A 26,167-nucleotide genomic window follows, 5' to 3' on the forward strand; every position below is an offset into this window, starting at 1 on the left:
AAGGTCACACCCGTTCCCATCCCGAACACGGCAGTTAAGCTTCTTAGTGCCGACGATACTTAGACGGTCGCGTCTTGGTAAAATAGGTAGTCGCCAGATTTATATCAGAGCCTTATGCCAAAAGCATAAGGCTCTGTTTGCTTTATTGAGCTTGGTATTTATAAGATACAAAAATTAATTGTAATACGAATAATTTGCAGCATCTCCATTAAAAAACCGGTATAGTAGTTGCACCATGGTTTTTTTGCAATAATTATACACGTTAAACTTTCTTGGAAATAAATCCTCAACTTCATCCTTCTTGTGAGTATCTACAAGCTGTTATTCATCTTATGGATTAAAATTCTAAAAAATCAAATAAGTTTTTTTGTAAATCTTCATTATTGCATAATCTAAGTATTTTCATATTGAATTTCACCTCGAATGCTATGTTTAGTGATTTAGCCTTAGTGTACTTGCTGTATTGGCGTAGTCTGGTGGTAATTATTTCTGCGTACTTAATTTTGAGGGTTTTCATTTCAATAACTTCTATAAAATAATATCATAAAAAATACCGTTTACATAAAAATTTCTTTTTTATCCCTTTTTTTATTTCAATCTGATATAATTTAAGTGGCATTACCATTTTTCACAACATATGGACTAAGGAAAATGTTCTGCTATGTTTTAAAACTTAAAATAATTATTGAAAAACATACATTAAAATTATGAAACTTACATTTATCTGTTGTAAATTCCGTTGAACGATTCGTTATTTGTTTTGCCAAATGTAAGATTACTTACACTTAAATACAACTCATTTGGAAAGAGGAATGAACGTTAAAATGAAACGTGAGAGATCTCCTTTGATTTGAACGGGACCAATATTGAATTTCAAGTACTATTATTAATATCAAAACCAGGAAATGTTTTGATCATATCTGGATTTGATTAAGTTAAGCACTTAGAAAGAAATATGACAAGTGAGTTTAAGGAAAAAAGTATTGAGATCAGGTTTGGTAACTGGTCACGTAGGGAGGTGCTAAGGATAACAGCAAGTAAATTCTTTTTTGTATAAAAGCCTAGTATGTCTATATTAGGGGTTGTAGAAACATATTGAGTTATCTACTATTAAACACATATCTGTTAAATATCTGAGGTTATTAATAAAAGAAATTATGTAGCTTGAGGAAAAACATTATTTTTTGATATTCAAATCATTTTAATTTAAAAGTGTTGTAATTAGAAAAGTTCAAATTTATAGGGGGAATACGTCAAAATGAATAAAAATAAGAGTATTATTGCAACTGTATTAGTATGTTTAATGATGCTTGTCAACTATTCTGGAACAATTTTTTCTAACACTGTGTTTGCTCAACAAAACAATTTAGAGGAAACTTTAGACTGTTCATTACATAGCAATGGGGACTGTGATGGACATAATCATGAAGACATTGAGCTAAATGGTGATGTTGGCAGTATATTTTATGCTGCAGCATGTGCACATACATTTAATGGATCATATACAACGACAAAGCAACCTACATGTACAACGGCTGGAACAAAAGAGGGCAGATGTACAAAGTGCGGTGAAGTTGTTTCTACAGTTTCCATTGCTGCATTAGGGCATTCGTATGGATCATGGACAACAACCAAGTCTGCTACTTGTACTACTGCAGGAAGCAGGAAGAGAACATGCTCAAGATGTTCTATAAGTGATACAGAAACAATAGCAGCTACGGGACACACATTTAATGGAACATATACAACGACAAAGCAACCTACATGTACAACGACCGGCACTAAGGAAGGCAGATGTACAAAGTGCAGTGCGGTTGTTTCAACGGTTTCCATTGATGCATTAGGTCATTCATATGGAGCATGGACAACCAATGCTGCTACTTGTACTACTGCAGGAAGCAGGAAGAGAACATGCTCAAGATGTTCTATAAGTGATACAGAAGCAATAGCAGCTACCGGACACACATTCAACGGAACATATACAACGACAAAAGAACCTACATGTACAACGGCCGGCACAAAGGAAGGCAGATGTACAAAATGCAGTGCGGTTGTTTCAACGGCTTCCATTGCTGCATTAGGTCATTCATATGGAGCATGGACAACCAATGCTGCTACTTGTACTACTGCAGGAAGCAATAAGAGAACATGCTCAAGGTGTGCGAATACTGAGACAGAAACAATAGCAGCTACTGGACACACATTCAACGGATCATATACAACGACAAAAGAACCTACATGTACAACGGCCGGCACAAAGGAAGGCAGATGTACAAAGTGCAGTGCGGTAGTTTCTACTGTTTCAATCCCAGAATTGGGTCATGATTATAGTTCATGGACGGTAGTGCAAAAGGAAACCTGTACCACTGCCGGAGGGAAAATAGGAACATGTTCCAGATGTTCTGGAAAAACATCACAATCCATACCAGCCACAGGACACACATTCAACGGTTCATATGCTGTGGAAAAAGAGCCGACATGCACTGATGATGGTACAAAAGTTGGAAGATGTACCAAATGTAATGCAGTAGTTTCAACAGTCAGTATCCCATCACTTGGAAATGGTTCACACTCATTTAGCGGATCATATACAACAACAAAAGGACCTACATGTACTGAACCTGGGAAGAAGGAAGGCAGATGTACAAGGTGCAATGCGGTAGTTTCGACAGTTTCAATCCCAGAATTGGGTCATGATTATAGTTCGTGGACGGTAGTGCAAAAGGAAACCTGTACCACTGCTGGAGGGAAAATAGGAACATGTTCGAGATGTTCTGAAAAAACATCACAATCCATACCTGCTACAGGGCACAATTTCAACGGTTCATATTCTGTGGAAAAAGAGCCGACATGCACCGATGAGGGTACAAAAGTTGGAAGATGTACAAGGTGTAATGTGGTGGTATCAACAGTCAGTATACCATCACTTGGAGATACAGGACATGTATTCAACGGATCATATACAACTACAAAAGAACCTACATGTACTGCAGTAGGCACAAAGGAAGGCAGATGTACAAGGTGTAATGCAGTTGTTTCGACAGTTTCAATCCCAAAATTGGATCATGATTTTAGTTCATGGACGGTAGTTCAGAAGGAAACCTGTACAAATCCCGGAGGGAAGATAGGATCATGTTCGAGATGTTCAGAAAAAACATCACAATCCATACCTGCAACAGGGCACAATTTCAACGGTTCATACTCTGTGGAAAAAGAGCCAACATGTACTGACGAGGGTACGAAAGTCGGAAGATGTACCAAATGTAATGAGGTGCTTTCAACAGTCAGTATACCAGCACTTGGAGATACAGGACATGTATTCAACGGATCATATACAACTACAAAAGAACCTACATGTACTGCATTAGGCACAAAGGAAGGCAGATGTACAAGGTGTAATGCAGTTGTTTCGACAGTTTCAATCCCAAAATTGGAACATGATTATGGCTCATGGACAGTAGTGCAGAAAGAGACCTGTACAAATCCCGGAGGAAAAATAGGGACATGCTCAAGATGTTCTGAAAAAACTTCACAATCCATACCTCCTACAGGACACAGTTTCAACGGCTCATATTCTGTAGAAAAAGAGCCAACATGTACTGACGAGGGTACTAAAGTCGGAAGATGTACTAAATGTAGTGAGGTGCTTTCAACAGTAAGTATTCCGCCTCTTGGAGAAACAGGACATACATTCAATGGTTCATACGTTGTTACCAAAGAACCTACATGTACTGAGAAAGGAATCAAAGAGGGAAGATGTACTGTATGTAAAGCGGTTGTATCAACGGTTGATATCCCGGCAAACGGAGGACAACATGTATTTAACGGGTCATACACTGTTGTTAAAGAGCCTACATGTACACAGGATGGAAAAAAAGAAGGAAGATGTTTAAGGTGTAATGGTGTGATTTCAACACAAAATATTCCAGCACATCATAAAATAATAAGTTCAACTTTCAAAATGACACCTTCAATCGAAACAATAAATGGATTCGATACAGAGGGCAGTACTATTAGGGTAAGTGCGACATGCTCATCATGTGGTAATGTGGACCTGACAAATAAAACTGTGATTTCAAGCAGCAATGACAGTGTTGCAACGGTTTCAAACGGCCGCATTATTAGTGGAAAAAAAGCTGGGAGTGCAACGATAACTGCAAGCTATGAAGGTTATAGAGCTGTATGCAATGTAAATGTGATATCTCCTTATGCTCCCAAATTGCGTAGCTTAACTATAATCCCAGGTAGTGAAACTATAACTGAATTCAATAAGCGTGGTTCAAAAGCGAGAGTTATGGCTGTTTACGATAATGGTGCTTATGATGTGACATCTAGTGTATCATTTACATCAGGAAACAGTAAAATTGCTTATGTAGATAATGAAGGGTATATCAAAAGCGGTTTAATGACTAAAGGAACAACTCTGATAACTGCAGCTTATCAAGGAAAGACAGCAACCTGTAGTGTTACAGTTGACATGGACGCTGAGGTGGAAACAAAACCGCTAAGCATAGGAAATACTACGGGCATTAAAATTCCTGAAGATTTGCCGGTTATAGGCGGTACTGAATTAGAATTCAGTTTGGATTTTATACCTGCTACGCTTGAATTTGGTAAAGAAGAATTTAAGATTGCCGTGGGTGTAGAAAGTGAAAAGAGTGTTGGCGAAAACTGGAGAGAATTTAAAAAGACTTTAGAAGACGCAAGAGGAAGCATTGATTCTGTTAAGAGATTAAAAAACGTAATGTCGGCATTTGGAGCTAAAAGAGGTAAGTTTAGTGTTACAAAGGAATGGGAGCCGGGCTTGGAGGTATATGGCTATATCGAAGGGGTAATGGTTAACGGAGTGCCTACAGTTACTAAGGGCTCATTAACTATGATGGTGGAAGCAAATTACACCAGTGAAACACAATACATGATAGGACCTGTTCCGGTTTATTTTGAAATCGGCGGGGGAATCAAGCTTGAATCTATTTGTGATATAGAGAGATATTCACCAGGGCTTGGTAAGATAAAGCTGAAATCGGAGCTGAAAATAACGCCTAGATTTGAAATAGGAGGGGGGATAGGAATAGCTAATGTTTTGACGGTAGGTGGTACCGGCGAAGCAGAGCTTGAATTCCTGATCCGTGATGCTGATGATTATTTGAAGATAACATTAACAGGAGGCTTGAACTTAAAAGTTAAAGCATTATTTTTCGAAGCTAAAAAATCAATAGCAAAAGGCACATGGAACATATATGAATCGCACCCTACAAACAATTATATGGCACTGCCGCCTGAGTTTGACAAATTTGATATGTACAATATAAATGAGTATTCTTTAATGCAAAGAGATTACATAAGCAGGCCTTCAGTATGGAACGGAAATGGGCAAACACAGTATCCAATGGGGATTGCAGCGGCTCCTGATTTTACAAATAAAGAGGTTAAAGTATTGGGAACCAACATATATCCTAACGCACAACCACAATTAGTAAATTATGGTGATGGGCAGATTCTGGTTTGGGTTTCAGATAATAAGGACAGAACATCTTCAAACAGAACAATGCTGGTATATTCCATATACAATAAAGAAACTAATTCATGGAGTGAACCGATGGCAGTAGCTGATGACGGTACGGCAGACTTTTATCCTCAATTGGCAGCTGATGGAAGTAATATCTATGTTGTTTGGCAGAACAGCAACAAGAAGTTTGCTGACGATGTTACACTGGAGCAGGTTGCAAGTTCCGGTGAAATTGCTGTAAGCAAATTTGATGTGCAAACCAACACCTTTGGGACAGCTGTTCAACTGACTAAAAACGATTTGCTTGATACATTACCTAAAATAGCGGCATACGGAAATAAGGCTTATATCACATGGACAAGCAATAATGAAAGTGATATATTCGGTGTTAATGGAAAAAACTCAATATACTATTGCGAATTGGAAGATGATAAATGGTCCAGTCCCGAGGTGCTTTGTGAAGGTTTAAATGCTGTTCCGTCTATAAGTGCAGGTTTTATTGAAGATTCATTTACAGTTGCCTATGTTTTAGATGAAGACAATGTGCTTGAAACTGTAAATGACAGGGAAATCTATACAGTAAGACCTGGCAGCACAAGTATACGACTTACAAATAACAACACTTTGGATTCGGCACCTGCCTTTTCGGTCTTTAATGGAAAATCTGCTTTGTATTGGTATAATGAAGGGAATATATCGTATATAAATAGTCTTGGCACCACGCCAGATAATGTTTTCAAGGGGCCAAAAACAGGCTTGAAGGATGAATTTAAAGTTCTTGCAGGTAATAAGGATGAATTGGCAATAATCTGGCCGAGCTCTGCAAATGGCTCTACCGAAATATATTCTGCAATCTACGATTCAGAAAGAAGTGAATGGAGCGAGGCTGTAAAAGTATCCAGTATTGGAAAAGAAATTCTTACTCCCGATGGTGTTTTTGACAGCGATGGCAACTTAAAAATAGCTTTCAATAAATTGACACAGTTAACTGATGGAAGTGAACAGGCTGATCTTTGCGTTATAAAATTAACTCCATCATACAATCTGTCAGTTGACAGCATTAGCTTTGATCACAGTAAAGTCATTCCTGGAACACAGTTTGCAATTGATGCAGATGTAACCAATAATGGTGAAATTGGCGTTGAAGAAGTGGTTGTTGACATTATGGAAAACGGAGAAGTCGTCAATTCATCATCTGTGAAGGTAAGTATAAAGCCGGGTGAGACTAAAAATGTAACCGCACTCATGGATTTGCCCGATACTATAACCAAGAAAACGTACAGTATCAAGGTTACTGCTTCAGATGATGAGGAATATAATTTAAGCGATAACACTAAACAATTTACTATAGGATATACCGACATAACATTACAAATTGAAAGGTACAGCGAAGGAAATATTGAACATGTTGCAGCCAATATTTCAAACTTGAGCCATGTACCTTCAGGAGCGGTGTTAAAGGTGACAAAAGGAAGTACGGATGGTGAAGTCATAGATACAAAGGTTATAGATGATTTTAATGATATAGTGAAGTATGAATATCATTTTGATAAAAATCAAATATGTGCAGGAAAAGACACAGAGATATTGTACTTTACTGTTACAGCAGATGAAGAAGAGCTGTATACAAGTGACAACAGCAAATTAATTGTTCTAAATAGTGATAAAACAAAAATATCAGGTTATGTTTCTGTGGATTTTGAATATTTACCTGATGTTGAAGCACAGATAAAGTCAGGATTTACAGTTAAATTAGCCGGAACTGACATATTCACAAAGACAGATGCTAATGGACACTTTATAATATCTGATATACCGGAAGATATGAAGGAATACACACTTGAAATAAGCAAGCCAGGCTATCTTAAAAGGAATGTTAATGTAACCGGAACAGGTAATGTAGTAGTTTCATCCAAGGATACTCCCATAGTTTTATGGGCAGGTGACGTAGCAATAAATGGTGTACAGAATGGCACAATCAATATAGTGGATCTGATGCAATTAGCCAAGGCATTTAATACCGAATCAACAGGTGAGGGATATGTAGTTGATCTGGACTTTAACAGGGATGGTGCCATTAATATGGTGGATATATTTATAGCCATTAAGAAATTTAACACAACTAGTTCTTCTTATTAATTTTAATTGATTCATTGCTAAAAACGGCGAGCAAATTTTAGCTTGCCGTTTTTGGCGTAAAAATCTACTTTCATAAAGCCCAATATCTATACGGGGAAAAATCATCATAATTTATGTGGTTTTATTATTAATCATGTAGTCAAATAAATACATGTAAAATATTCCGAGAAAGTGATATATTTAAAATAAATACAATGTGAAATATTATACAAACCATCAGAAAATTTAAATATATCAAAAGGGGGAGAAAGATGATAGAAGTAAAGTTAAGCAATGATTTTGTTGAGGAAAGCAGGAGGAGCTTTATGTTAAAAAAATGTAAGTACATTTTAGTTATGCTGCTGATTTCCTTACTTACTTGCATTTCAATTAACTCGGCAGCAAATGCAGCGGTAACAAGTCTGACTAACGGTACTCAGTTTAAGGATACTTCGGGAAATGTAATTCATGCACATGGCGGAAGCCTTCTAAAGTATGGTGACTATTATTATTGGTATGGTGAATACCGTGATTCTTCAAACTATTTTTTAGGGGTTCGATGTTATCGTTCAACTGACCTAATGAATTGGGAGTATCGCGGTGAGGTATTAAAGCCCAGTTCTGCTGCTGAACTAAATAAGTGTAACGTTGAAAGGCCAAAGGTCATGTACAATGCCTCAACAAAAGAATTTGTCATGTGGATGCATTGGGAAAACGGGGTTCACTATGGAGAGGCGAGAGCAGCTGTTGCATACTGCAGTACGCCTGACGGTAATTATACATATCAAGGAAGCTTCAGACCCCTTGCTAATTCAGGAGTAATAGATCACGACAAGCCGGGCTATATGTCAAGAGATTGCAGTGTGTTCGTTGATACTGACGGAAAAGGGTATTTTATTTCAGCAGCAAATGAGAACATGGATTTGATTTTATATGAGCTTACAGCTGACTATAAAAAAATAGCTTCATTAAAGGCAAAGCTTTATGTAGGAAAGCAGAGAGAAGCACCCTGCCTCATCAAGAGGGATGATTATTATTATCTCATAACTTCAGGTTGTACAGGCTGGACTCCTAATCAGGCTAAGTATGCTTATTCAAAAAGCCTTAGTAGTGGATGGTCCGATTTAATCAATATTGGCAACAACACTACTTACAATTCCCAACCGGCATACATACTTCCTGTACAAGGACCTAACGGAACTACATATCTTTATACAGGAGACAGATGGGCCGGTGCCTGGAATGGAAAAGTTAACGATTCTCAGTATGTCTGGCTTCCATTGGTGTTCAAATCGGATACAGTACTTGAATTGCCTTTTTATAATTCGATAAAGATTGATGCAGCTGCAGGTACAATAAAAGAAGACTTAGGAAATGTACAATGCTATAAGGTGGTAAACGAGAACAGCGGTAAGGTGCTGGATATTACTGGTGCATCTATGGACAACGGAGCCAGGGCAATACAACAAAGTGATAATGGAGCAGAAAGCCAGAAGTGGCACTTTATAGATGTGGCAAGCGGATACAAAAGAATAGTTAATGTAAAAAGCGGGAAGACGCTGGATGTAAGCGATGAGTCTAAAGATGACGGAGGAGCTGTTATTCAATGGAACAGTACCGGAGGAAACAATCAGCAGTGGAGCCTCACGGATACTGGTAACGGCTATTATAAAATTATTAACCGCAACAGCGGAAAGCTGCTTGATGTTACAAAGCAGTCTCTTGATGACGGTGCTCTGGTACAGCAATGGGGGGATGCAGGAGGGAAGAATCAGCATTGGAAATTGGTTCCTGTTGATGACCCTGCAGTGCAAACACCAACACCGACAAAGATATCATCAACACCAACAAAAGTACCATCAACACCAACACAAAATTCAACTGTTAAGTCTTTGGATTTAAATTCCGACGGTGCAATAAACATGTCTGATGTAATCTTATTGGCTTTGGCCTTTAATTCCGTTAAAGGAGACGGCAAATATAAGGATGCTTATGATGTCAATTCAGACGGTGCTATAAATATGGCTGATGTTATAAAGCTCGCAGAGAAGTTTAATACAGTAATTACAAACTTACCTGCATCTAACACTCCTATTCCGACTTCTGTACCTTCTAGCATTCCCGGCTGGAGGCTGGTTTGGAGTGACGAGTTTAACGGTACCTCCATTGACACATCGGATTGGGGCTATGAAATCGGTTACAAACGAAATAACGAGGTACAATACTATACCAACAGGACAGAAAATGCAAGATTAGAGGACGGGAATCTTGTTATTGAAGCGAGAAGAGAGGATTACAGCGGATATAAATACACTTCCGCAAGTATAAACACAAGCGGCAAAAGAACCTGGCAATACGGTCGCTTTGAACTGCGTGCCAAAATTCCCACACCTCAAGGCAGCTGGCCCGCATGGTGGACATTAGGAACAAGTAATGGCTGGCCTAAATGCGGTGAAATAGACATTATGGAGTTTTATAAGGGAAAGATTTTGGCCAATGTTGCATATCAAAATCCTCAAGGATCAATTGTATGGGATTCCTTTACAAAGGCTATTTCCAATTATAGCTCTAGTTGGTCTAATGAATTCCATACCTGGGTTATGGAATGGGACGCAGATAACATAAAGCTTTATGTTGATAATGAACTTCTAAATACATTTAGTGTTAACAGTGCAACTAACGGAACATACAACCCTTTCCGCCAGCCGCATTATATGCTTATAAACCTGGCTATTGGAGGAAATAACGGGGGAGATCCTTCCCAAACTGCATTCCCGCTAAAGTATTATGTTGATTATGTGCGTGTTTATCAAAAATAATATATGGCTATATCATTAAAGCAATATTAGGGAGCAAATCCAAATGCGGATTTGCTCCCTAAGTTATTACAGGGTTAAACGGTATTCTTTTATATCTGAAGCAGGACAACCCTTTATAAAAAATCTTTTAATGTCATCAGGTAAGCTGCCGACTACTGTTTGTATGTCTTCATGCAATAGAGAAAAGTCACAGTATGCCTGAAGTTGTGCCCGTATATTTAATTTTTCTGTGTTTTTTGCAATTTGAGTTATTATTACCAAGTCTGGCGAAGAATCCTGCACAAACTCTATTCCATCCAACATCCAGAATATCCACTGGTTGCCTATATCTGAATGATCCACTCGTGCCCTTTTCAAAGAATATTTAAGGGGACCAAGCACCATGCCTGTATTTGACTCCGATTTTGCAGATACCTGGGCAAGTGTAAATAAATCATGAGTTTCAACTCTGGGATCGGCTGAAAACTGAAAATTGTCATCAATATTTACAGCTATGGAACTGCTTGATTGAAGAGGATATAAAAACTTTTTGTCAGGTAATACTTGAAAAGCTTTGGGATATCTCTGGGGATTCTCGGGATCAGCAAGGAGATCAATTATTACTTCCAATTTATTAAATGCCCATACACTCTTTTTTATAAAATTTACAGGAAATCGGATCCAGTAAAAGTCATAATCCTCCGACAATTGGCTGAAAATGTGGGGGATGTTTCTCTTTTTCTCAATAAAGTCCTTAACTGTTATTTTATAAACTTCAGGAGTCTCTCCAAAAGAAGCTTTGTCTTGTGTAAAAGCTCGAACTGTTTCACCCTGATGGGGTGTAAGATCATCAGTTAGTCTGGCAGCTTCATTTATATAGGCATTTCTATCAATATTGCTTAAGTCTACAGAGAAATCGTAGGTTTTAAACATAATAAAGCTCCTCTCCAAGAATTTAATATAAATAATTTATCGGTATTTACTGTAAGTAAATTAATTAAATATTAAATAGGGAAAAGAGCTTCTTCTTTTTTGATATTATTTATGAAACTTTTTATATAGGTCTAATGCTGCAGGAACCATAAGTGATATGATACATCCGCCACCAGCTATAATAGCAAATATTATATAACCTAAGCCTTCCATACCTTCTGAGAACCACCTGGCTTTAACTATGAAAAATCCTGTCAATATAAGCAAGATAGCACCAGGTATATATTTGAGTAACCCCATGTTTTTTGCCAATCTGGAAATAAGAACTGCGATTCCAGAAAAGACCACACCAACTATTATTATATATAACAACAAACTAAATGGTACCATCGGTTATCACCTGCCATTCATAATGGTTACTGCCTGTATGTTATTTTAAGCAGTTCCTCAATTATTTTAATATTCCTTAAAGTCTCATCCATACAGATTAGAGGGTCTCTATCGCATATAATGGAGTCTGCAAAATCTTCAACTTCCAGAAGGTACCTTTCACATTCATCCACCGATATTTCCTCTGAATATTGATCCTTTCTTACTATTATTTTACCCTCATAGTCGGAAAAAGTATCAGGAATAAGAATATTACCGAGAGTACCTGTTATTTGGGATAGTTGGTTATAGTATCCGTCAAAACCGCAGCTTATATCAGCTACAATATCATTTGGGTATTTTAAAATTGCACTGAATCTTGAATCAACACCGTTTTTAAGAACATAATCTGCTGTCATTGATATAGGAGCGGTTTTTAAAATCATCCCTATAAAATTAAGTGGATAACAGCCGATATCAAATAAAGCACCCCCGCCCTGGGATATATCCCATCGATAATCGTCTTCTCTGTTTAACAGAAAGCTGAATGTAGAATATATATGCTTTATTTGGCCTATTATATTACTTTCTATCAATTCCAAAACTTTTTTGGTCCTGATGGTGTATCTATACATGAAAGCTTCCATAAGCTTTACATTGTTTTTTCTACATTCTTCAATCATTTCAATGCACTCTGAGGAGCTTATAGAAATAGGTTTTTCACATAAGATGTGCTTTCCCTTGCGGGCAGCCTTAATTACCCATTCCTTATGTAGCCCATTGGGAAGAGGTATATAGACCGCCTGAATATCAGGATCATCTAAAAGGCATTGGTAATTGTCGTATGCTTTAATATCATTGTAAGCTTTCTGGCATTCCTTCAATTTTTCGGGATCTCTAGTTGCAATTCCATATAGTATTGAGTTATTTGATTTTAGTATTGCAGGTATAACATGATTTTTTGCGATTCTTGCATAACCAAGAATTCCCCACTTTATTTTTTCGGTTGTCATATTAAGTTCTCCTCTCGATACTCTGTAAACTTACTGCAAGCCTTTGCAGCATTATTTAAAAGTTTTAACAGGGCAAAACCAGATTGTATCCAATTTATCTTATTATAATATTCATAGCTGGAAATAACAATGTGAATAATACTTATTCCCGATAAGTAGTAAATGAGAAATTTAACTATTCTAATGTATTTATTATGGTATATATTACGTAACAAGGCAAACTTTGATGTACTGGAAGCAGTATCTGGGGGTATCTGGGGAAAATAGGTATACCAAATCATATTTGGAATAATATACTGTATCATAGACTCTTCTATGGAGGTAGTATTTATGCCAAGAGTTCCCCAAAATTGTCCACCCGCATTTCTAGGCCGCTACACAGTTCTTCCGGGGGATACCTTTTACACTATTGCACAAATGTTCAGGCTAAGAATAGAGGCACTTGCAGCAAATAACCCCCATATTCCAAACCCCAACATATTATTCCCGGGGGATGTTCTATGTGTGCCGGGTATGATACCTTATCCCTGCTGTATTTCCTTACAGCCCCAGGGTCGTGTACCCTTTGGTACAGGAGGAGTTGCTTATATAGGCTTTGCTCCTAGAGGAGGGCAGGGAGTAAGTTTTATGGCCACATTGCCTCGGCCTGGATTTTTCGGTAATTACAATATGTATACCGGGGATATTTTTATTCCCGATATTGGTGGTTTTGGTAATGAGATGTTCCCTACACCGCAGGATCCGCCAACATGGTCAACAAGAGTGGAGCTTCCTACTGCTGCTTCAATAGTTCCAAATTCACGAGTAGCAATCGGAACTTCCAATTCTATTACCGGTGCAACCGGACCGGTAATACTAGAAGGAGTCATCAGTGGTGGAAGCTGCCGATAGTCATCATCAAAAAATAGCAAATAACTAATGATCCCTGTTTATGACATAGTACAACAATTGCCTGAGAAAGGTGATGTTATAAGGCAATACATTCAATGCTTCAACAGCATTGCAATAATGGTTCCACATTTGTTTTCGTGCCTCATCAAGGCCAAGTACAGTTACAAATGTGGAATTTTTGTTTTCCGTATCCTTACCCGTTGGTTTTCCCAATATGCTGGGATCTCCTTCAGCGTCAAGAAGGTCATCTTTTATCTGGAAGGTAATGCCGCAGAAACGGGCAAACTTTTTCAAAGCCTCAATATCTGAATCCTTAGCCTCTGCAAGAATAGCAGGCATAACCAGAGAGGCCTCAAATGCTATACCGGTTTTATAAAAACAGATTGTTTCCAATTGCTCAAGGGTAAGTTCCTTTCCTTTTGACTGGAGGTCCATCAGCTGCCCTTTACACATGTCCTGTGCTGCTCCGGATGAATAACTAATAAGTTTTAAGACTGCTTCAGGAGAAAATTTGTTTAAATATGACTGCTCCTGGACAGATTTTTGTGTCAGATACAGCCCTGTCAATTCGGCTGTGGCAAAATCATAACGCTTATGAAGTGTCTGGCGGCCCCGCCGGACATCTGCATTGTCCTGGGATGGCAAGTCATCAAAAATAAGGGATGCAGTATGCATATATTCAAGAGATCTGAATAGAGGAACCAGTGCTTCCGGATTTAGTCCATAAGCATCCTTTGCCAAAATCCATGCAATGAGCGGCCTGACACGCTTGCCATCAGCCTCAAGGCTGTAGTTTGCAGCATCTACAATAGTCTGGTCGAGACTGGGATCTTGTGCTGTATTTTTTATGCAAAGAGTCTTGTTTATCTTGCTGCGGATATCTTTCATGGTATCTTCAAAGATATTACGCTGCTCTTTTTCATTTCTAATACCTGTCAGCATATGATCCCGCAGGAGCTTGTCGAAAAAATCAACATCATCTGCCTTTTTTACAATCTTTTGCACTGTTTTATTAAATTCAGTAATATCCGATGTTAGTAGGTTCATGAGCTCATTGTATTTTTGGACCCCTAATCGTGCCTTGCAGCGCTTTAGTCCATTAACAGCACGGTCCAAAATTATCTCAGTGGCATTAGGATCTGAATTATATACGTTATGTATAAGGTTGGATATAACAGACCAGTACAATTCGAATGGATTTATTAGGTCCGGCCGCTGACTGTGGTATTTCATCCAATAAGTATAGGGAGTTACTGCCCCTGCATCCATGTCATCAAACATATCTGCAAAGTCATCTGCCAATTGGTTGTAAATACCATAATAGAATGTCCTTAAATCGAATCCCTTATCTTCATCTGCACCTGAAACTGATCGGGCAATAAGTCTGGAGGAGGAGGATTTCAAAATAATAGGTATATAAAGGTCTTCATTCGTATAGGTTGCATTTGATAACTCCTTATTGCGGTCTGTTTCTTGAGAATAAAAGAAGACATAAGCCTGCTCAAAAAACGATTTCAGATACTGCGGCTTCTGATGCTCCTTAATGCACATAAAGGCCTCCCGCAGCTCCGAATGGATATATCTTATAAGCTCACTATTATTTCCGGTCCATTCACCTAGTTCCGGCACTAAGCCATTTAGAAGAGATGTACGAATTAAATCGGAGTATCGGCTTTTCTCTTCAGGCGACAGCACATTTGCATCAAGGATGTCATCAATGAAGGGATATGTAAGGCCGTATGAATAACCAAGGCGAATTGCAGAATCAAGTTTATATGCTCGTACTTCTATAGGCGTATTTTCATTAATCTCCTCAAATTCATGCATGAGAACGCCGGCTATGATTTTAATAAGCTTACGCTCAGCCTGCTCCGCATCCATTCCTTCAGGAATATGTGAGGATACGGTCTTAAGTTTATCTATTAACCAAATCATGGTGGATTCAATATGCTCTTTTTGTGCCTTGCGGTACAACCAGGCCATATCGAGTATCTCATTTTGGCTTTTATTATCTGACGAAGTTGAACGTGTTAGTTGATATGTAAGCTTTTCTACAACATGTCTTATACGCTTTTTGGTATCAGGTGAATCAAGGGCTTTACCCAGATCCCGCATGAAAATGTAGGATATGCTCCGGTCAAGGTATGCGTCAAGTCTTCCGGTATAATTTAACCATTGGATGTAACGGCGGTAATCGCTAGGATCAGGTCGCAGGTGCTTACTTAAAAAAGCGGGCAGCTTTAAATGAGCCATATGATTGTGTTTCCAGGAGTGAAAATCCTTTGTCAAAATGGGTATATAGCTCTTACGGACAACCTGGTCATAAAGGGATTTAAAATAATCGCCAGCCTTCTGAACAGATGAATTATAGCATTCATCGGCATTTATAAAAGCAGAATTATCCTTATGTGATAACTCGTGTGAATGATTTTCTGACATTCAAGTTTCCTTTCATAATTTATAAATTCATATGGTTATGTCCTCAAAGGCATTGTAAAAATCATCCTCTACCTGATGGATATTACTATACCTTTCTCCAACGCCCATAAGCCTTTTTAAAAACATGAGCTCCTTATCCATTAGGGCTAGTTCTTCATACCATGGAAGCTTTTTTCTACCTGTGTATTCAAAAGAAGAGTAATAAAGGTGAAGAAGAAAATCACCCAAAAAAGCAAAATCCATGTCTTTCATGTATTTCTCATTATTAATAAGGCGGGCGAGGCCGAAATCTATAAGGTTTACATTATGACCATCATAAAGTGTATTTGGCACACGGATATCCCTATGAATAATCCCTGCTGAGTGAAGATATTTCAAAATATCCAAAAGCTGTATACCAATATTGAATATCTCTTTCCTTGTAAACTTATGTTGGTCTAGATAAATTATGTGCTCAAAAGTCTTGCCTTCCTTGTATTCAAGAACATAACCATAGAAGTCGTCAAGCTCAATTCTTTCAATAAATCGGGGTATACCTTTATGCAGAAGACTTTTTAATATATCCTCCTCATACCTCACCTTTGTACCGGATTTTTTCAGCATTCTTTTTTTAAGTTGTTTGAGAACAAAAAGCGAACCATTACGAGAAACCCGGTAGCAAAAGCCGAACCGGCCTTCTCCAAGTATTTCCTCAATAGTATACTCTCCAACCTGCTCTGTGGGCTCATACTTCTTCTCACGTCCGAACAAAGTCTCAAAGAAGCTTTTAAACCTTGATAATTTCCTAGACATCAGGAAATCTAGGACCATGAGCTTTTTCTGCGATGACGGTTATGATAGTTTCCTCCATGATGGTCAGAGAAAGATGAAGAATGACTTCTAGAACTCTGCAGTGCCTTTAAAAGCTTGTCGAGTATACTTCCCGAGCCATTTGATCTTTTATAGTAACCGCTTCCGTGATTGTGTTTAGGATAATGTCCCCTACTTCGCGATTTTGAAAAAAAGCTCATATAAATCCTCCCAGCATATATCTTATACCGTATTTATAGTATTTATTAAAAGCCATAAATGTAAGATTATTAGCATTTTTAATTATGTCAAAATGATTGTAACAAAATTTATAAATTTAATCAATTTATAATACTTAGTCTTTCTTATGATTATTCATATGATTTGAGGTGATTGTTAGTGATTTTTCTCATTAATTGGGCAAAAGAGCTAGAATAAAAACAAATAATTTTCATTGCTAAGGTAAAACTAAAATTAAATTGATATTAATATGGAATACTTAATTTATAGCATTAGAAAGGCAGGACTTATTATGGGAAAGAATAAAACAAAAGGCATAAATTCAGACCCAATGAAGGAAAAAACACAGGAATTGGAAGAAACAAAGCGAGTATCAAAGGCATTTCAAAAGAACTATCCAATAAGATCGAAATAATGTTTTACTTGCTTAAATTATAAAAATCCAGGAAATTATGGTACTGAAGTATTGCATGTACCATAATTTCCTGTAGCAGTTTTGTAAAAGTGCCGAATATCTATGCATGACTAAACAATGCTAATTATACTGGGGAAATGAGTTAATTCTTATTCTAAAGCAAGTTGATATTGAATGTTGTTGTCCTTTAACAGATAAAGGAATGAAATAGCATCATAAACATTACAAGAATTTAAGAACTTTTCATAATATGTAGTAAAGGAATCAAAATCACCATCGAATGGTAATGTATTCATTGTTTGGAAAACTTCTGTAACGCTAGAAGTTACGAATGGATAATTTTCTAAACGGTTAAATTCGAACTTAGGAACAAGTAAATTATTTAACTTAAGTGTCACTACTTTTTCTTCACTTAATGAAGTAACAAGCTTCTGTACAATTTGAAGTGACTTAACCATGAATTTTAAGCCGCGGTCATCCTTGCTGTTTCCTGTAATATCAGCATTTATTTTAGCTTTTATTTTGCTTGAGAAATCCTTTGGTATTACCACATCGCTGATTCCTTCTCTTATTATCGCTGTGAAACCGAGCTTAGCTTTTGTAGTGAAGAGAAGATACTTAACCAATATGGATTTGATTTCAGCTTGGCCATTTTTTGAATTCCAATTGCCCTTTATAGCCTTTGCTATACTCTCAGTTGTTGCTGTAAGGTTTTTCTTAGTAACAGCTGATATATAATTTGCAATTTCTGTATTATTTTTACTTGCAATTGAATCTAACAAAAATGTCTGCATAGAGTCCACTTCAACTTTTTTTGGTGCTGCCGGATCGTTCTTACCCGCAAATGCTATAGTGGATGATGTCATAAACAAGAAAGTGAGGCATAATACAATTGATAAAGCTTTTACTAAATAACTGCTTCTTTTGTTTTTCATTAATAAAACCTCCCTATAAGCGTAAAATTTTATATTAACATTGTTTCCCCTAAGTATAAAATAATATAAGATAATTGGCACATGTTACAATTTACATAATTTTATCACATAAATGATAAAAATGGAATTGAAATACCAAAAAAGTAATAAAATTATAGAATGGTTAAGGTTGTGTGGTTAAAAGTGGTACTAGTGGTGTGTAATGACCATAAGAAGTAAAAAAATAGATTATAATAGACGATATTTTTTATTTGCAATTTTGCATAATTTATGTTATGATAATTATACCTTTATTTAGTGTTAAGGGTATTAGTTGAAAATTAGTATGGAATAGATGAGAAGAGATTAGATAAGAATAGATGAGACGAGAATAGATAGGCATGTAAATATTTTGATTATTCTGCCAGTCATTCTTGACTGGCTTTTTTGATGCTGCAAAATCCCAAGTGATTTTGTACATACCTTAAATTCTCTTGTCATTTTCCAAAACCGGGAGGAGGTATTTTAATGTTCTATCCAGAACTATCTGACACTGTAAAATTATCCAAGGAGTACAATATTATACCTGTAACGTTGGAAGTTTATGCAGATATGGAAACACCAATCAGTTTATTTAAAAGATTTGAAGACAGTGAATATTGCTTTTTACTTGAAAGCGTCGAGGGTGGGGAAAAGTGGGCAAGATACTCCTTCATCGGTAGAAACCCGTTTTTATTAGTAAGGAGCGGCAATGGCAAAAACTATATTAAAGACAGGAATGGAAATGAGACTGTTAAAGAGGGTAATCCTATAGAGACAATTAAAATAATGATGGAGAAATACCGTGGAGCGGAAATTCCAAAGCTGCCGAGATTTAATGGTGGTGCAGTAGGATTCTTCGGTTATGACCTTATAAGATATTATGAAAATCTTCCAAATGTACCGGAGGATGATCTGAAGCTTCCGGAAAGTCATTTTATGTTCACAGACGAGGTTATAGTTTTTGATCATTTGAAGCAAAAGATTCATATCATCGTAAATATGCATGTTAATGGCAACATTGAAAGAGCATACAACAGTACTACAGAGAGAATAAAAGCTATTTACAAAGAGATTTTAACTACCAGATGGAAGATTAATGAGAATATTAGACCCGTACAAAATACTGATAAAAATGTATTGAATTTTATAAGTAACATTTCAAAGGAAAAATTTTGCGAAAATGTCCTAAGAGCAAAGCAATATATTAAGGACGGAGATATATTCCAAGTGGTTCTTTCACAAAGGCTGTGCGTTGAGACAGAGCATGAACCTCTTGATATATATAGGGTTTTGAGGGTTATAAACCCTTCGCCGTATATGTACTACCTTAAGTTCAAGGACTACAGGCTTATCGGGTCGTCTCCGGAAATGCTTGTAAGGGTTGAGGGTGGAACAGCTGAAACATGCCCTATAGCCGGTACAAGGAAAAGAGGGCTTACAAAAGAAGAGGATGAGGCTTTAGAAAAAGATCTTTTGGCGGATAAAAAGGAATGTGCAGAACATACCATGCTGGTTGACCTTGGAAGAAACGATATCGGCAAAGTATCCAAGTATGGGACCGTAAAAGTAAATAATCTTATGCATGTTGAAAGATATTCCCATGTTATGCACATCGTAACAAATGTTATTGGCGAGCTGCGTGAGGATAAAACTCCATTTGACGCACTTATGTCCGTTCTTCCAGCAGGTACCGTATCTGGGGCACCAAAGGTAAGGGCTATGGAAATAATTGATGAACTGGAAAATGTAAAAAGAGGACCTTATGCAGGTGCAATCGGGTATTTGAGTTTTAACGGAAATCTAGACAGCTGTATCACAATAAGGACCATGGTCATAAAGGATAACAAGGCCTATATTCAGGCTGGTGCAGGAATTGTTGCAGATTCGGTTCCTGAGGTGGAGTATGAAGAGACAATTAATAAGGCTAAAGCATTGTTAAAAGCGTTGGAGGAAGTAGGTGGTATAAGATGATAATAATTATAGATAACTATGATTCATTTACGTATAACCTATATCAATACATTGGAGAAATGAATCCTGACATTGAGGTATACAGAAACGACAAAATAACCATTGACGAGGTAAGAGAAAAGAAACCAAGTCATATTATAATTTCACCAGGTCCAGGATTCCCAAAGGATGCAGGCATATCTGTCGAACTAATAAAAAGTATTGGGAGGGAAATACCTTTGCTTGGGGTTTGTCTCGGACATCAGTCTATTGGAGAGGCCTATGGAGGAAAGGTTATACACGCTGGAGAGCTTATGCATGGAAAGGCATCAAAGATTGATATAGACAATGAAAGCGACTTGTTCAAGGGAATGCCGGATAAGATAATGGCAGGAAGATACCATTCCTTGATAGTTGAGAATTCCTCGCTTCCACAGGAACTTAAAATAACGGCAAAAACGGAGAATGGGGAAATCATGGGGATAATGCATAAGGAATACCCCATCTATGGAATACAGTTCCATCCGGAGTCTATATTGACACCTCACGGGAAGGACATAATAAAAAATTTTCTTTCTATAAAAACAAATAATTAATAATAAGCAATTAATATAAAACAATAACAATTGGGGTTAAAATAAAAAGAGGGTGGTTTAGATGATACAAGAGGCTATAAAGAAGTTGATTTTACCGGTTGACTTAACTGAAGCTGAGGTAATAGACACTATGAATTCCATTATGGAAGGTAACGCTACTCCTGCTCAGATAGGAAGCTTTATAACAGCACTGCGTGTAAAGGGAGAAACTGTAGAAGAAATCACCGGCTGTGCCAGAGTGATGAGGGATAAAGCAGAAAGATTTTTCCCGGATCTTGATTATTTTATAGATACCTGCGGCACAGGAGGAGACGGCTCAAACTCCTTTAATATATCTACTGCATCTGCGTTGGTAGCATCAGCAGGCGGAGTACCTGTTGCAAAGCACGGAAACAGGTCGGTTTCAAGTATGACAGGATGTGCTGATGTACTTGAAGCCCTTGGAGTAAACATAAACATAACTTCGGAGCAGGCTAAAAAGTGTATAGAGGATATAGGAATATGTTTTATGTTTGCACCTGCATTTCACAAGTCAATGAAGTACGCTGCAGGGCCTAGAAAAGAGCTTGGAATAAGAACTATATTCAATGTGCTGGGCCCCCTTACAAATCCTGCAGGTGCTAAGGGGCAGGTCATGGGTGTGTTTGACAACAAGCTGACTGAGACCCTTGCCAGGGTGCTTTTAAAGCTTGGCACCGAGAGAGCAATGGTGGTTCATGGAATGGATGGTATGGATGAAATAACAATTACCGATTCAACAATGGTATCTGAGGTAAAGGCTGGCAGTGTTATAAGCTATGAGATAGACCCGGAGGATTTCGGATTAAAGAAATGCTCGAAGGATGAGCTAATGGGTGGAGATGCAAAGGCTAACAGCGAAATAATACTCTCAATCTTTAACGGAGAAAAAGGACCTAAAAGGGATATTGTCCTCTTGAACTCGGCAGCTGCTCTGTATGTAGGAAAAAAAGTGCGAAGTATTGGGGAAGGTATCAAATTGGCAAGTCAAATAATTGATTCAGGAAGTGCAAACGATAAACTTCAGCAATTGATAGCATATACTTCTAAACTAGTGTGAAAGGAACGGCTAAGGTATGATTTTGGAAAAAATTGTTGACGCAAAAAGAATGCAGTTAAGTGAGGAAATGAAGCAGATTGGTATCGATGGTTGGAAACAGAGACTATCCAGACCGGGGCTTCATAAGCCCATAGATTTTTTTAAGGCAATAAAAAGAGAAGGCAGGGTTTCTATTATTTCCGAGGTTAAGAAGGCTTCTCCCTCCAAGGGGATTATTAAAGAGGCCTTTAATCCCTTGGAAATTGCAAAGGAATATCATGCATCAGATGTTCAAGCTTTGTCAGTACTAACTGAGAAGAACTTCTTTCAAGGCTCGGATGAATACCTTGTTAGAATAAGGCAGTCAATCCCACTTCCAATTTTAAGAAAGGATTTTATAATAGATTTATGGCAGATATACCAGGCCAGGTATATTGGTGCAGATGCCATACTTTTAATAGTATCGATACTTAACGATGATGAACTAAGAAAATTTCAGGCAATAGCTGGTATTCTCGGAATGCAGTGCATAGTTGAAGTGCATGATAAGGAAGAAACACTTCGTGCCATTGACGCTGGAGCAAAAATAATAGGTATCAATAATAGAAATCTAAAAACATTTGATGTTGATCTAAAAACAACCGAAAAGCTTATGAACTGCATTCCCCATGACAAAGCGGTAGTTAGTGAAAGCGGAATAAAAAGTCGTGAAGATATGATATATCTGAAGGAGCTTGGGATTGACGCGGTGCTTATTGGAGAAACTTTCATGCGAGCACCTTCAATAAAGGAAAAAATCGATGAAATAAGGGTGTGATAAAATGTCAAAGGTTAAGATCTGCGGAATAAGAAGAAAGGAAGATGTTATGTATGTAAATAAATATCTTCCGGAGTATATTGGCTTTGTATTTGCACCCAGCAAAAGAAGGGTAAGCTTCAGTGAGGCGGCCCATTTGGCAAAAAGTCTAGAGCCTTCTATCAAAAAAGTCGGTGTTTTTGTAAATGAAAGCTGCGATAATATTATTGAGGCTATAAAAATATGTGAACTTGATGTTTTGCAAATTCATGGAGATGAAAGGCCAGTTTTTTTTGAAGAGCTGAACGATAAGCTTCTGAAGCTTTATCCGACTGAATCACCAAATCCACTGGTTGCAGAACGCAAAAGGATTCAGATTTGGAAAGCTTTCAGGGTCAGGGATGAGATAACTTTATTGGAGATGGAAAAGTATAAGGCAGATGGTTTTGTATTGGATACCTTCGTTGAAGGAAGCTATGGTGGAGTTGGAAAGATATTTGATTGGAGACTTGCAGTAAATGCAAAAAAGTATGGAAATATAATACTTGCCGGAGGGCTAAGTTCTGCTAATCTAATAAGTGCGAGGAACATGGTAAATCCAATGGTACTTGATGTCAGCAGCGGTGTAGAAACAGACGGATTTAAGGATGAGAAGAAGATAGGTGACTTCATAAGTATGGCTAGAAGTTATGAATAGGGATATTGTTGGCGATGGGATATATCTGAAATTAATTTTAGAAGGCAAAGTAATGGAAAAATTACATTATTACTGGATTAATTTGTCCTTTTATGGTAGAATTAAATCATGTCTTCTTTGTAAATCATGTGCATTGTTCAAAATTATACATAAATAAATGCTGTCGTGTCTTATTGGTACTCCTATTCTAAAGACAATCAAAGAATGATAAAGATGAATTCACATTTCAATCTGTCAGTTACCAGATTTGCATTAATGCATTGACTAAGCTACAAAAATATATAGTGACGTATTGCATTAAAAGTAAAAAAATGTGGAGGGTGATATGGCAAGGAATAAGCATGGCACGGACTTCAAGGAAAACAAGGGATCGGGGTATGAAAAAAACAGAAGGACAAGAATTCTTTCCCTCTTTTTTAAATATGAAAACTATCGGGATTTAAAATATGTTCCATTAAAAATATCATTAGTGTATTTGATTTTTGGTTTTATGTGGGTATTTTTTTCTGATGATATTATCAGCACATATATAGCTAATGATAAGTTGGAACTAAGTCATCTGCAGACATATAAAGGATGGTTCTATGTATTCTTTACTGCTGCCATGCTTTATTATATGATCAAAAGGATTTCAAAGATTATATATAGAACTGAAGTTTCAAATGAAAGAAGCTACAAGAAATTGGCAGAATCACAAAAGAAGCTGAAGGAAAGCATGAAACAAATAAAAAAGTATGCATATTATGATTTTCTTACAGGCTTACCAAACAAGGCATTTATGCTTGAGAAAATTGATAATATATTGAAGGAATCCAATGAAAAAACCACATTTTCCCTTCTGTTTCTGGATTTAGACAATTTTAAAATGATAAATGACATTTTGGGCCACGATTATGGGGACCAACTTTTAAAAACTATTGCTATAAAATTAAAAAAATGCATTGGTAAAGGTGATATATTGGCACGGTTGGGGGGAGATGAGTTCCTTATACTGCTTACAGACAAGTTTGATAAAGAAAAAATAGAATCAACGGCCGGTAAAATAATAAATATTTTTTCCAGGCAGTGCAGCCTAAGCGGCAAGGAGTTTAGCATTACTGCCAGTATGGGTATTGTTAGATATCCTTATGACGGCACAGATGTGCAAACATTATATAAGAATGCCGATACAGCAATGTATCAGGTAAAAGAGAAAGGGAAAAATGGCTTCTTATTCTTTAGTCAGGACATGAATGACAGGGTATCTGAAAAATTGGATATGGAAAATAGACTTAGAAAAGCTATAAAAAATGAAGAGTTTGTTGTATATTATCAACCTCAGATAGATATTGAGACAATGCAGGTTAGGGGTGTAGAAGCACTTGTAAGGTGGAATCATCCCACAGAAGGAATCCTGCAGCCCTCAGAGTTTATTCCAGCAGCAGAAGAATCGGGCCTTATCATTGAAATAGACGAATTTGTTATGCGTACCGCATGTAAACAGTTAAAAAAGTGGATAGATTCCAACTATACTCCTATTACAATTTCGATTAATTTGACCAGTAAGCAATTTCAACACGCTAACATTACCAGTTTATTAAGGGAAGTTATAATGGAAACAGGCCTTGAAGCAGACTTCCTTGAGATTGAAATAACAGAGAGTATTGTTATGGAAGATCTGAATGTTACATTGGACATATTAAAAGACTTAAAGGAAATAGGGGTTAAAATATCTCTTGATGACTTTGGGACAGGCTATTCTTCACTGAATTATTTAAAAAGGCTTCCTATAGATACTATAAAAATTGATAAGTCATTTATAAATGAGATTACAGAAGACTCAAAGGAAGAAGCTATTGCTGAATCAATTATAGCACTTGCTCACAAAATGAAGTTATCAGTAGTTGCTGAGGGAATTGAAACAAAAAAACAGTTGGAGTTTATTAAGGAGCATAAATGTGATAAAGCACAAGGGTATTATTTCAGTAAGCCGCTGCCAGTCGAAGAGATTGAGAAGATGTTGACCGTTTCTTCAATATATAAAGTATGATGTAAACATAATTATAATAAATTTAAAATGAATACTAAGAAATACTTATTTTAAAGGACTATAAGCATGGAATAGGCAGATTAGTAAGTATAAATTACGTTAGCAAGGATATAACAGTATATTAAGGTGTTGTGATAAACTTTGTATGGTGTTATATTAAATAAGCTGTCGCTGCGAACTGATAATAGTAAACCAGTACTAAACAAATAAAAATAAAAAAGTGTTGACAGCAAAAAAAGATTGTGATAGTATGTATAAGCTGCTTCGAACGCAGCAATGGACTTTGAAAAGTAAACAGTGTAAAAAGACGAAAGAAACTCGTTAATTTTAAGATAATCAACTGTAAAGTTTTATATAAGTACGCTTGTAATATCCCCTTTTTGGCTATTACGCTCACTTTATAAAACTAAACTTACATTTGATCATCTCTTAGATGAAGCTTTTATAAGCTAAATCAAATTTGAGTAACTTGCGAACTTTATAAAAAGCTAGTAAGTAATTTAAGAGCTAATTAAATTTTCAAATATTAATTTGAGAGTTTGATCCTGGCTCAGGACGAACGCTGGCGGCGT

Annotated in this window: 17 protein-coding genes and 1 rRNA gene; 11 read left to right on the forward strand and 7 right to left on the reverse strand. The window is 37.0% G+C overall.

Annotation, left to right across the window (positions count from 1 at the left end; genetic code table 11):
- The 3 genes from rrf to VIO64_RS03025 form a co-directional block, all read left to right on the forward strand.
- A 5S ribosomal RNA gene (rrf, locus tag VIO64_RS03015) occupies window positions 1-99 on the forward strand; the annotation flags it as partial.
- Window positions 100-1,258: 1,159 nt separating this feature from the next.
- Window positions 1,259-7,648, forward strand: coding sequence for a CARDB domain-containing protein (locus tag VIO64_RS03020; protein WP_331915013.1), 6,390 nt, complete (start codon window positions 1,259-1,261; stop codon window positions 7,646-7,648).
- Between the two features lie 251 nt (window positions 7,649-7,899).
- Window positions 7,900-10,446, forward strand: a complete 2,547-nt coding sequence (locus tag VIO64_RS03025) for an RICIN domain-containing protein (protein WP_331915015.1) — start codon at window positions 7,900-7,902, stop codon at window positions 10,444-10,446.
- 66 nt (window positions 10,447-10,512) lie between these two features.
- Here VIO64_RS03025 and VIO64_RS03030 read toward each other — a convergent pair whose 3' ends face one another.
- From VIO64_RS03030 to VIO64_RS03040, 3 genes are all read right to left on the reverse strand, one after another.
- The gene (locus tag VIO64_RS03030; RefSeq protein WP_331915017.1) at window positions 10,513-11,358 is read right to left on the reverse strand and encodes a hypothetical protein; all 846 of its coding nucleotides are present in this window, start codon (window positions 11,356-11,358) and stop codon (window positions 10,513-10,515) included.
- Between the two features lie 105 nt (window positions 11,359-11,463).
- Complete coding sequence (locus tag VIO64_RS03035) at window positions 11,464-11,748, reverse strand: hypothetical protein (protein ID WP_331915019.1); 285 nt, start codon at window positions 11,746-11,748, stop codon at window positions 11,464-11,466.
- 26 nt (window positions 11,749-11,774) lie between these two features.
- Window positions 11,775-12,740, reverse strand: coding sequence for a Gfo/Idh/MocA family oxidoreductase (locus tag VIO64_RS03040; protein WP_331915021.1), 966 nt, complete (start codon window positions 12,738-12,740; stop codon window positions 11,775-11,777).
- Between the two features lie 330 nt (window positions 12,741-13,070).
- Here VIO64_RS03040 and VIO64_RS03045 point away from each other — a divergent pair, with 330 nt between their 5' ends.
- Window positions 13,071-13,631, forward strand: coding sequence for a LysM peptidoglycan-binding domain-containing protein (locus tag VIO64_RS03045; protein WP_331915023.1), 561 nt, complete (start codon window positions 13,071-13,073; stop codon window positions 13,629-13,631).
- A gap of 24 nt (window positions 13,632-13,655) precedes the next feature.
- Here VIO64_RS03045 and VIO64_RS03050 read toward each other — a convergent pair whose 3' ends face one another.
- The 3 genes from VIO64_RS03050 to VIO64_RS03060 are packed head-to-tail and all read right to left on the reverse strand — an operon-like array spanning window position 13,656 to window position 17,080.
- Entirely contained in the window at window positions 13,656-16,070 is a 2,415-nt protein-coding gene (locus VIO64_RS03050) for a polyprenyl synthetase family protein (protein WP_331915025.1), read from the reverse strand.
- Window positions 16,071-16,097: 27 nt separating this feature from the next.
- Window positions 16,098-16,862, reverse strand: coding sequence for a protein kinase family protein (locus tag VIO64_RS03055; protein WP_331915027.1), 765 nt, complete (start codon window positions 16,860-16,862; stop codon window positions 16,098-16,100).
- Between the two features lie 8 nt (window positions 16,863-16,870).
- A complete protein-coding gene (locus tag VIO64_RS03060; protein ID WP_331915029.1) occupies window positions 16,871-17,080 on the reverse strand; it encodes a hypothetical protein in 210 nt (69 codons plus the stop codon).
- Window positions 17,081-17,391: 311 nt separating this feature from the next.
- Between VIO64_RS03060 and VIO64_RS03065 the strand changes: the two genes are divergently transcribed.
- On the forward strand, window positions 17,392-17,514 hold the full coding sequence (locus VIO64_RS03065) for a hypothetical protein (protein ID WP_331915031.1): 123 nt from the start codon (window positions 17,392-17,394) through the stop codon (window positions 17,512-17,514).
- Window positions 17,515-17,663: 149 nt separating this feature from the next.
- On the opposite strand, the gene VIO64_RS03070 is transcribed toward VIO64_RS03065, so the two are convergent.
- Window positions 17,664-18,449 carry a hypothetical protein gene (locus VIO64_RS03070; protein ID WP_331915033.1) on the reverse strand — a complete coding sequence of 262 codons (786 nt, stop codon included), beginning with the start codon at window positions 18,447-18,449 and terminating at the stop codon, window positions 17,664-17,666.
- 507 nt (window positions 18,450-18,956) lie between these two features.
- Between VIO64_RS03070 and trpE the strand changes: the two genes are divergently transcribed.
- The 6 genes from trpE (at window position 18,957) to VIO64_RS03100 (ending at window position 25,595) form a co-directional block, all read left to right on the forward strand.
- Window positions 18,957-20,441 carry an anthranilate synthase component I gene (gene trpE / locus VIO64_RS03075; protein WP_331915035.1) on the forward strand — a complete coding sequence of 495 codons (1,485 nt, stop codon included), beginning with the start codon at window positions 18,957-18,959 and terminating at the stop codon, window positions 20,439-20,441.
- The gene (locus tag VIO64_RS03080; RefSeq protein ID WP_331915037.1) at window positions 20,438-21,016 is read left to right on the forward strand and encodes an aminodeoxychorismate/anthranilate synthase component II; all 579 of its coding nucleotides are present in this window, start codon (window positions 20,438-20,440) and stop codon (window positions 21,014-21,016) included. Before trpE ends, VIO64_RS03080 begins: the two co-directional genes overlap by 4 nt.
- A 61-nt stretch (window positions 21,017-21,077) precedes the next feature.
- On the forward strand, window positions 21,078-22,094 hold the full coding sequence (trpD, locus tag VIO64_RS03085) for an anthranilate phosphoribosyltransferase (protein ID WP_331915039.1): 1,017 nt from the start codon (window positions 21,078-21,080) through the stop codon (window positions 22,092-22,094).
- Window positions 22,095-22,110: 16 nt separating this feature from the next.
- A complete protein-coding gene (gene trpC, locus VIO64_RS03090) occupies window positions 22,111-22,890 on the forward strand; it encodes an indole-3-glycerol phosphate synthase TrpC (RefSeq protein WP_331915041.1) in 780 nt (259 codons plus the stop codon).
- Window positions 22,891-22,894: 4 nt separating this feature from the next.
- A complete protein-coding gene (locus VIO64_RS03095) occupies window positions 22,895-23,566 on the forward strand; it encodes a phosphoribosylanthranilate isomerase (RefSeq protein ID WP_331915043.1) in 672 nt (223 codons plus the stop codon).
- A 325-nt stretch (window positions 23,567-23,891) separates the two neighbouring features.
- On the forward strand, window positions 23,892-25,595 hold the full coding sequence (locus tag VIO64_RS03100) for a putative bifunctional diguanylate cyclase/phosphodiesterase (protein ID WP_331915045.1): 1,704 nt from the start codon (window positions 23,892-23,894) through the stop codon (window positions 25,593-25,595).
- The last annotated feature ends 572 nt before the right edge of the window (window positions 25,596-26,167 follow it).

It is taken from the genome of Pseudobacteroides sp. (genome assembly GCF_036567765.1).
In the GTDB taxonomy this organism is placed as follows: Bacteria; Bacillota; Clostridia; order Acetivibrionales; family DSM-2933; genus Pseudobacteroides.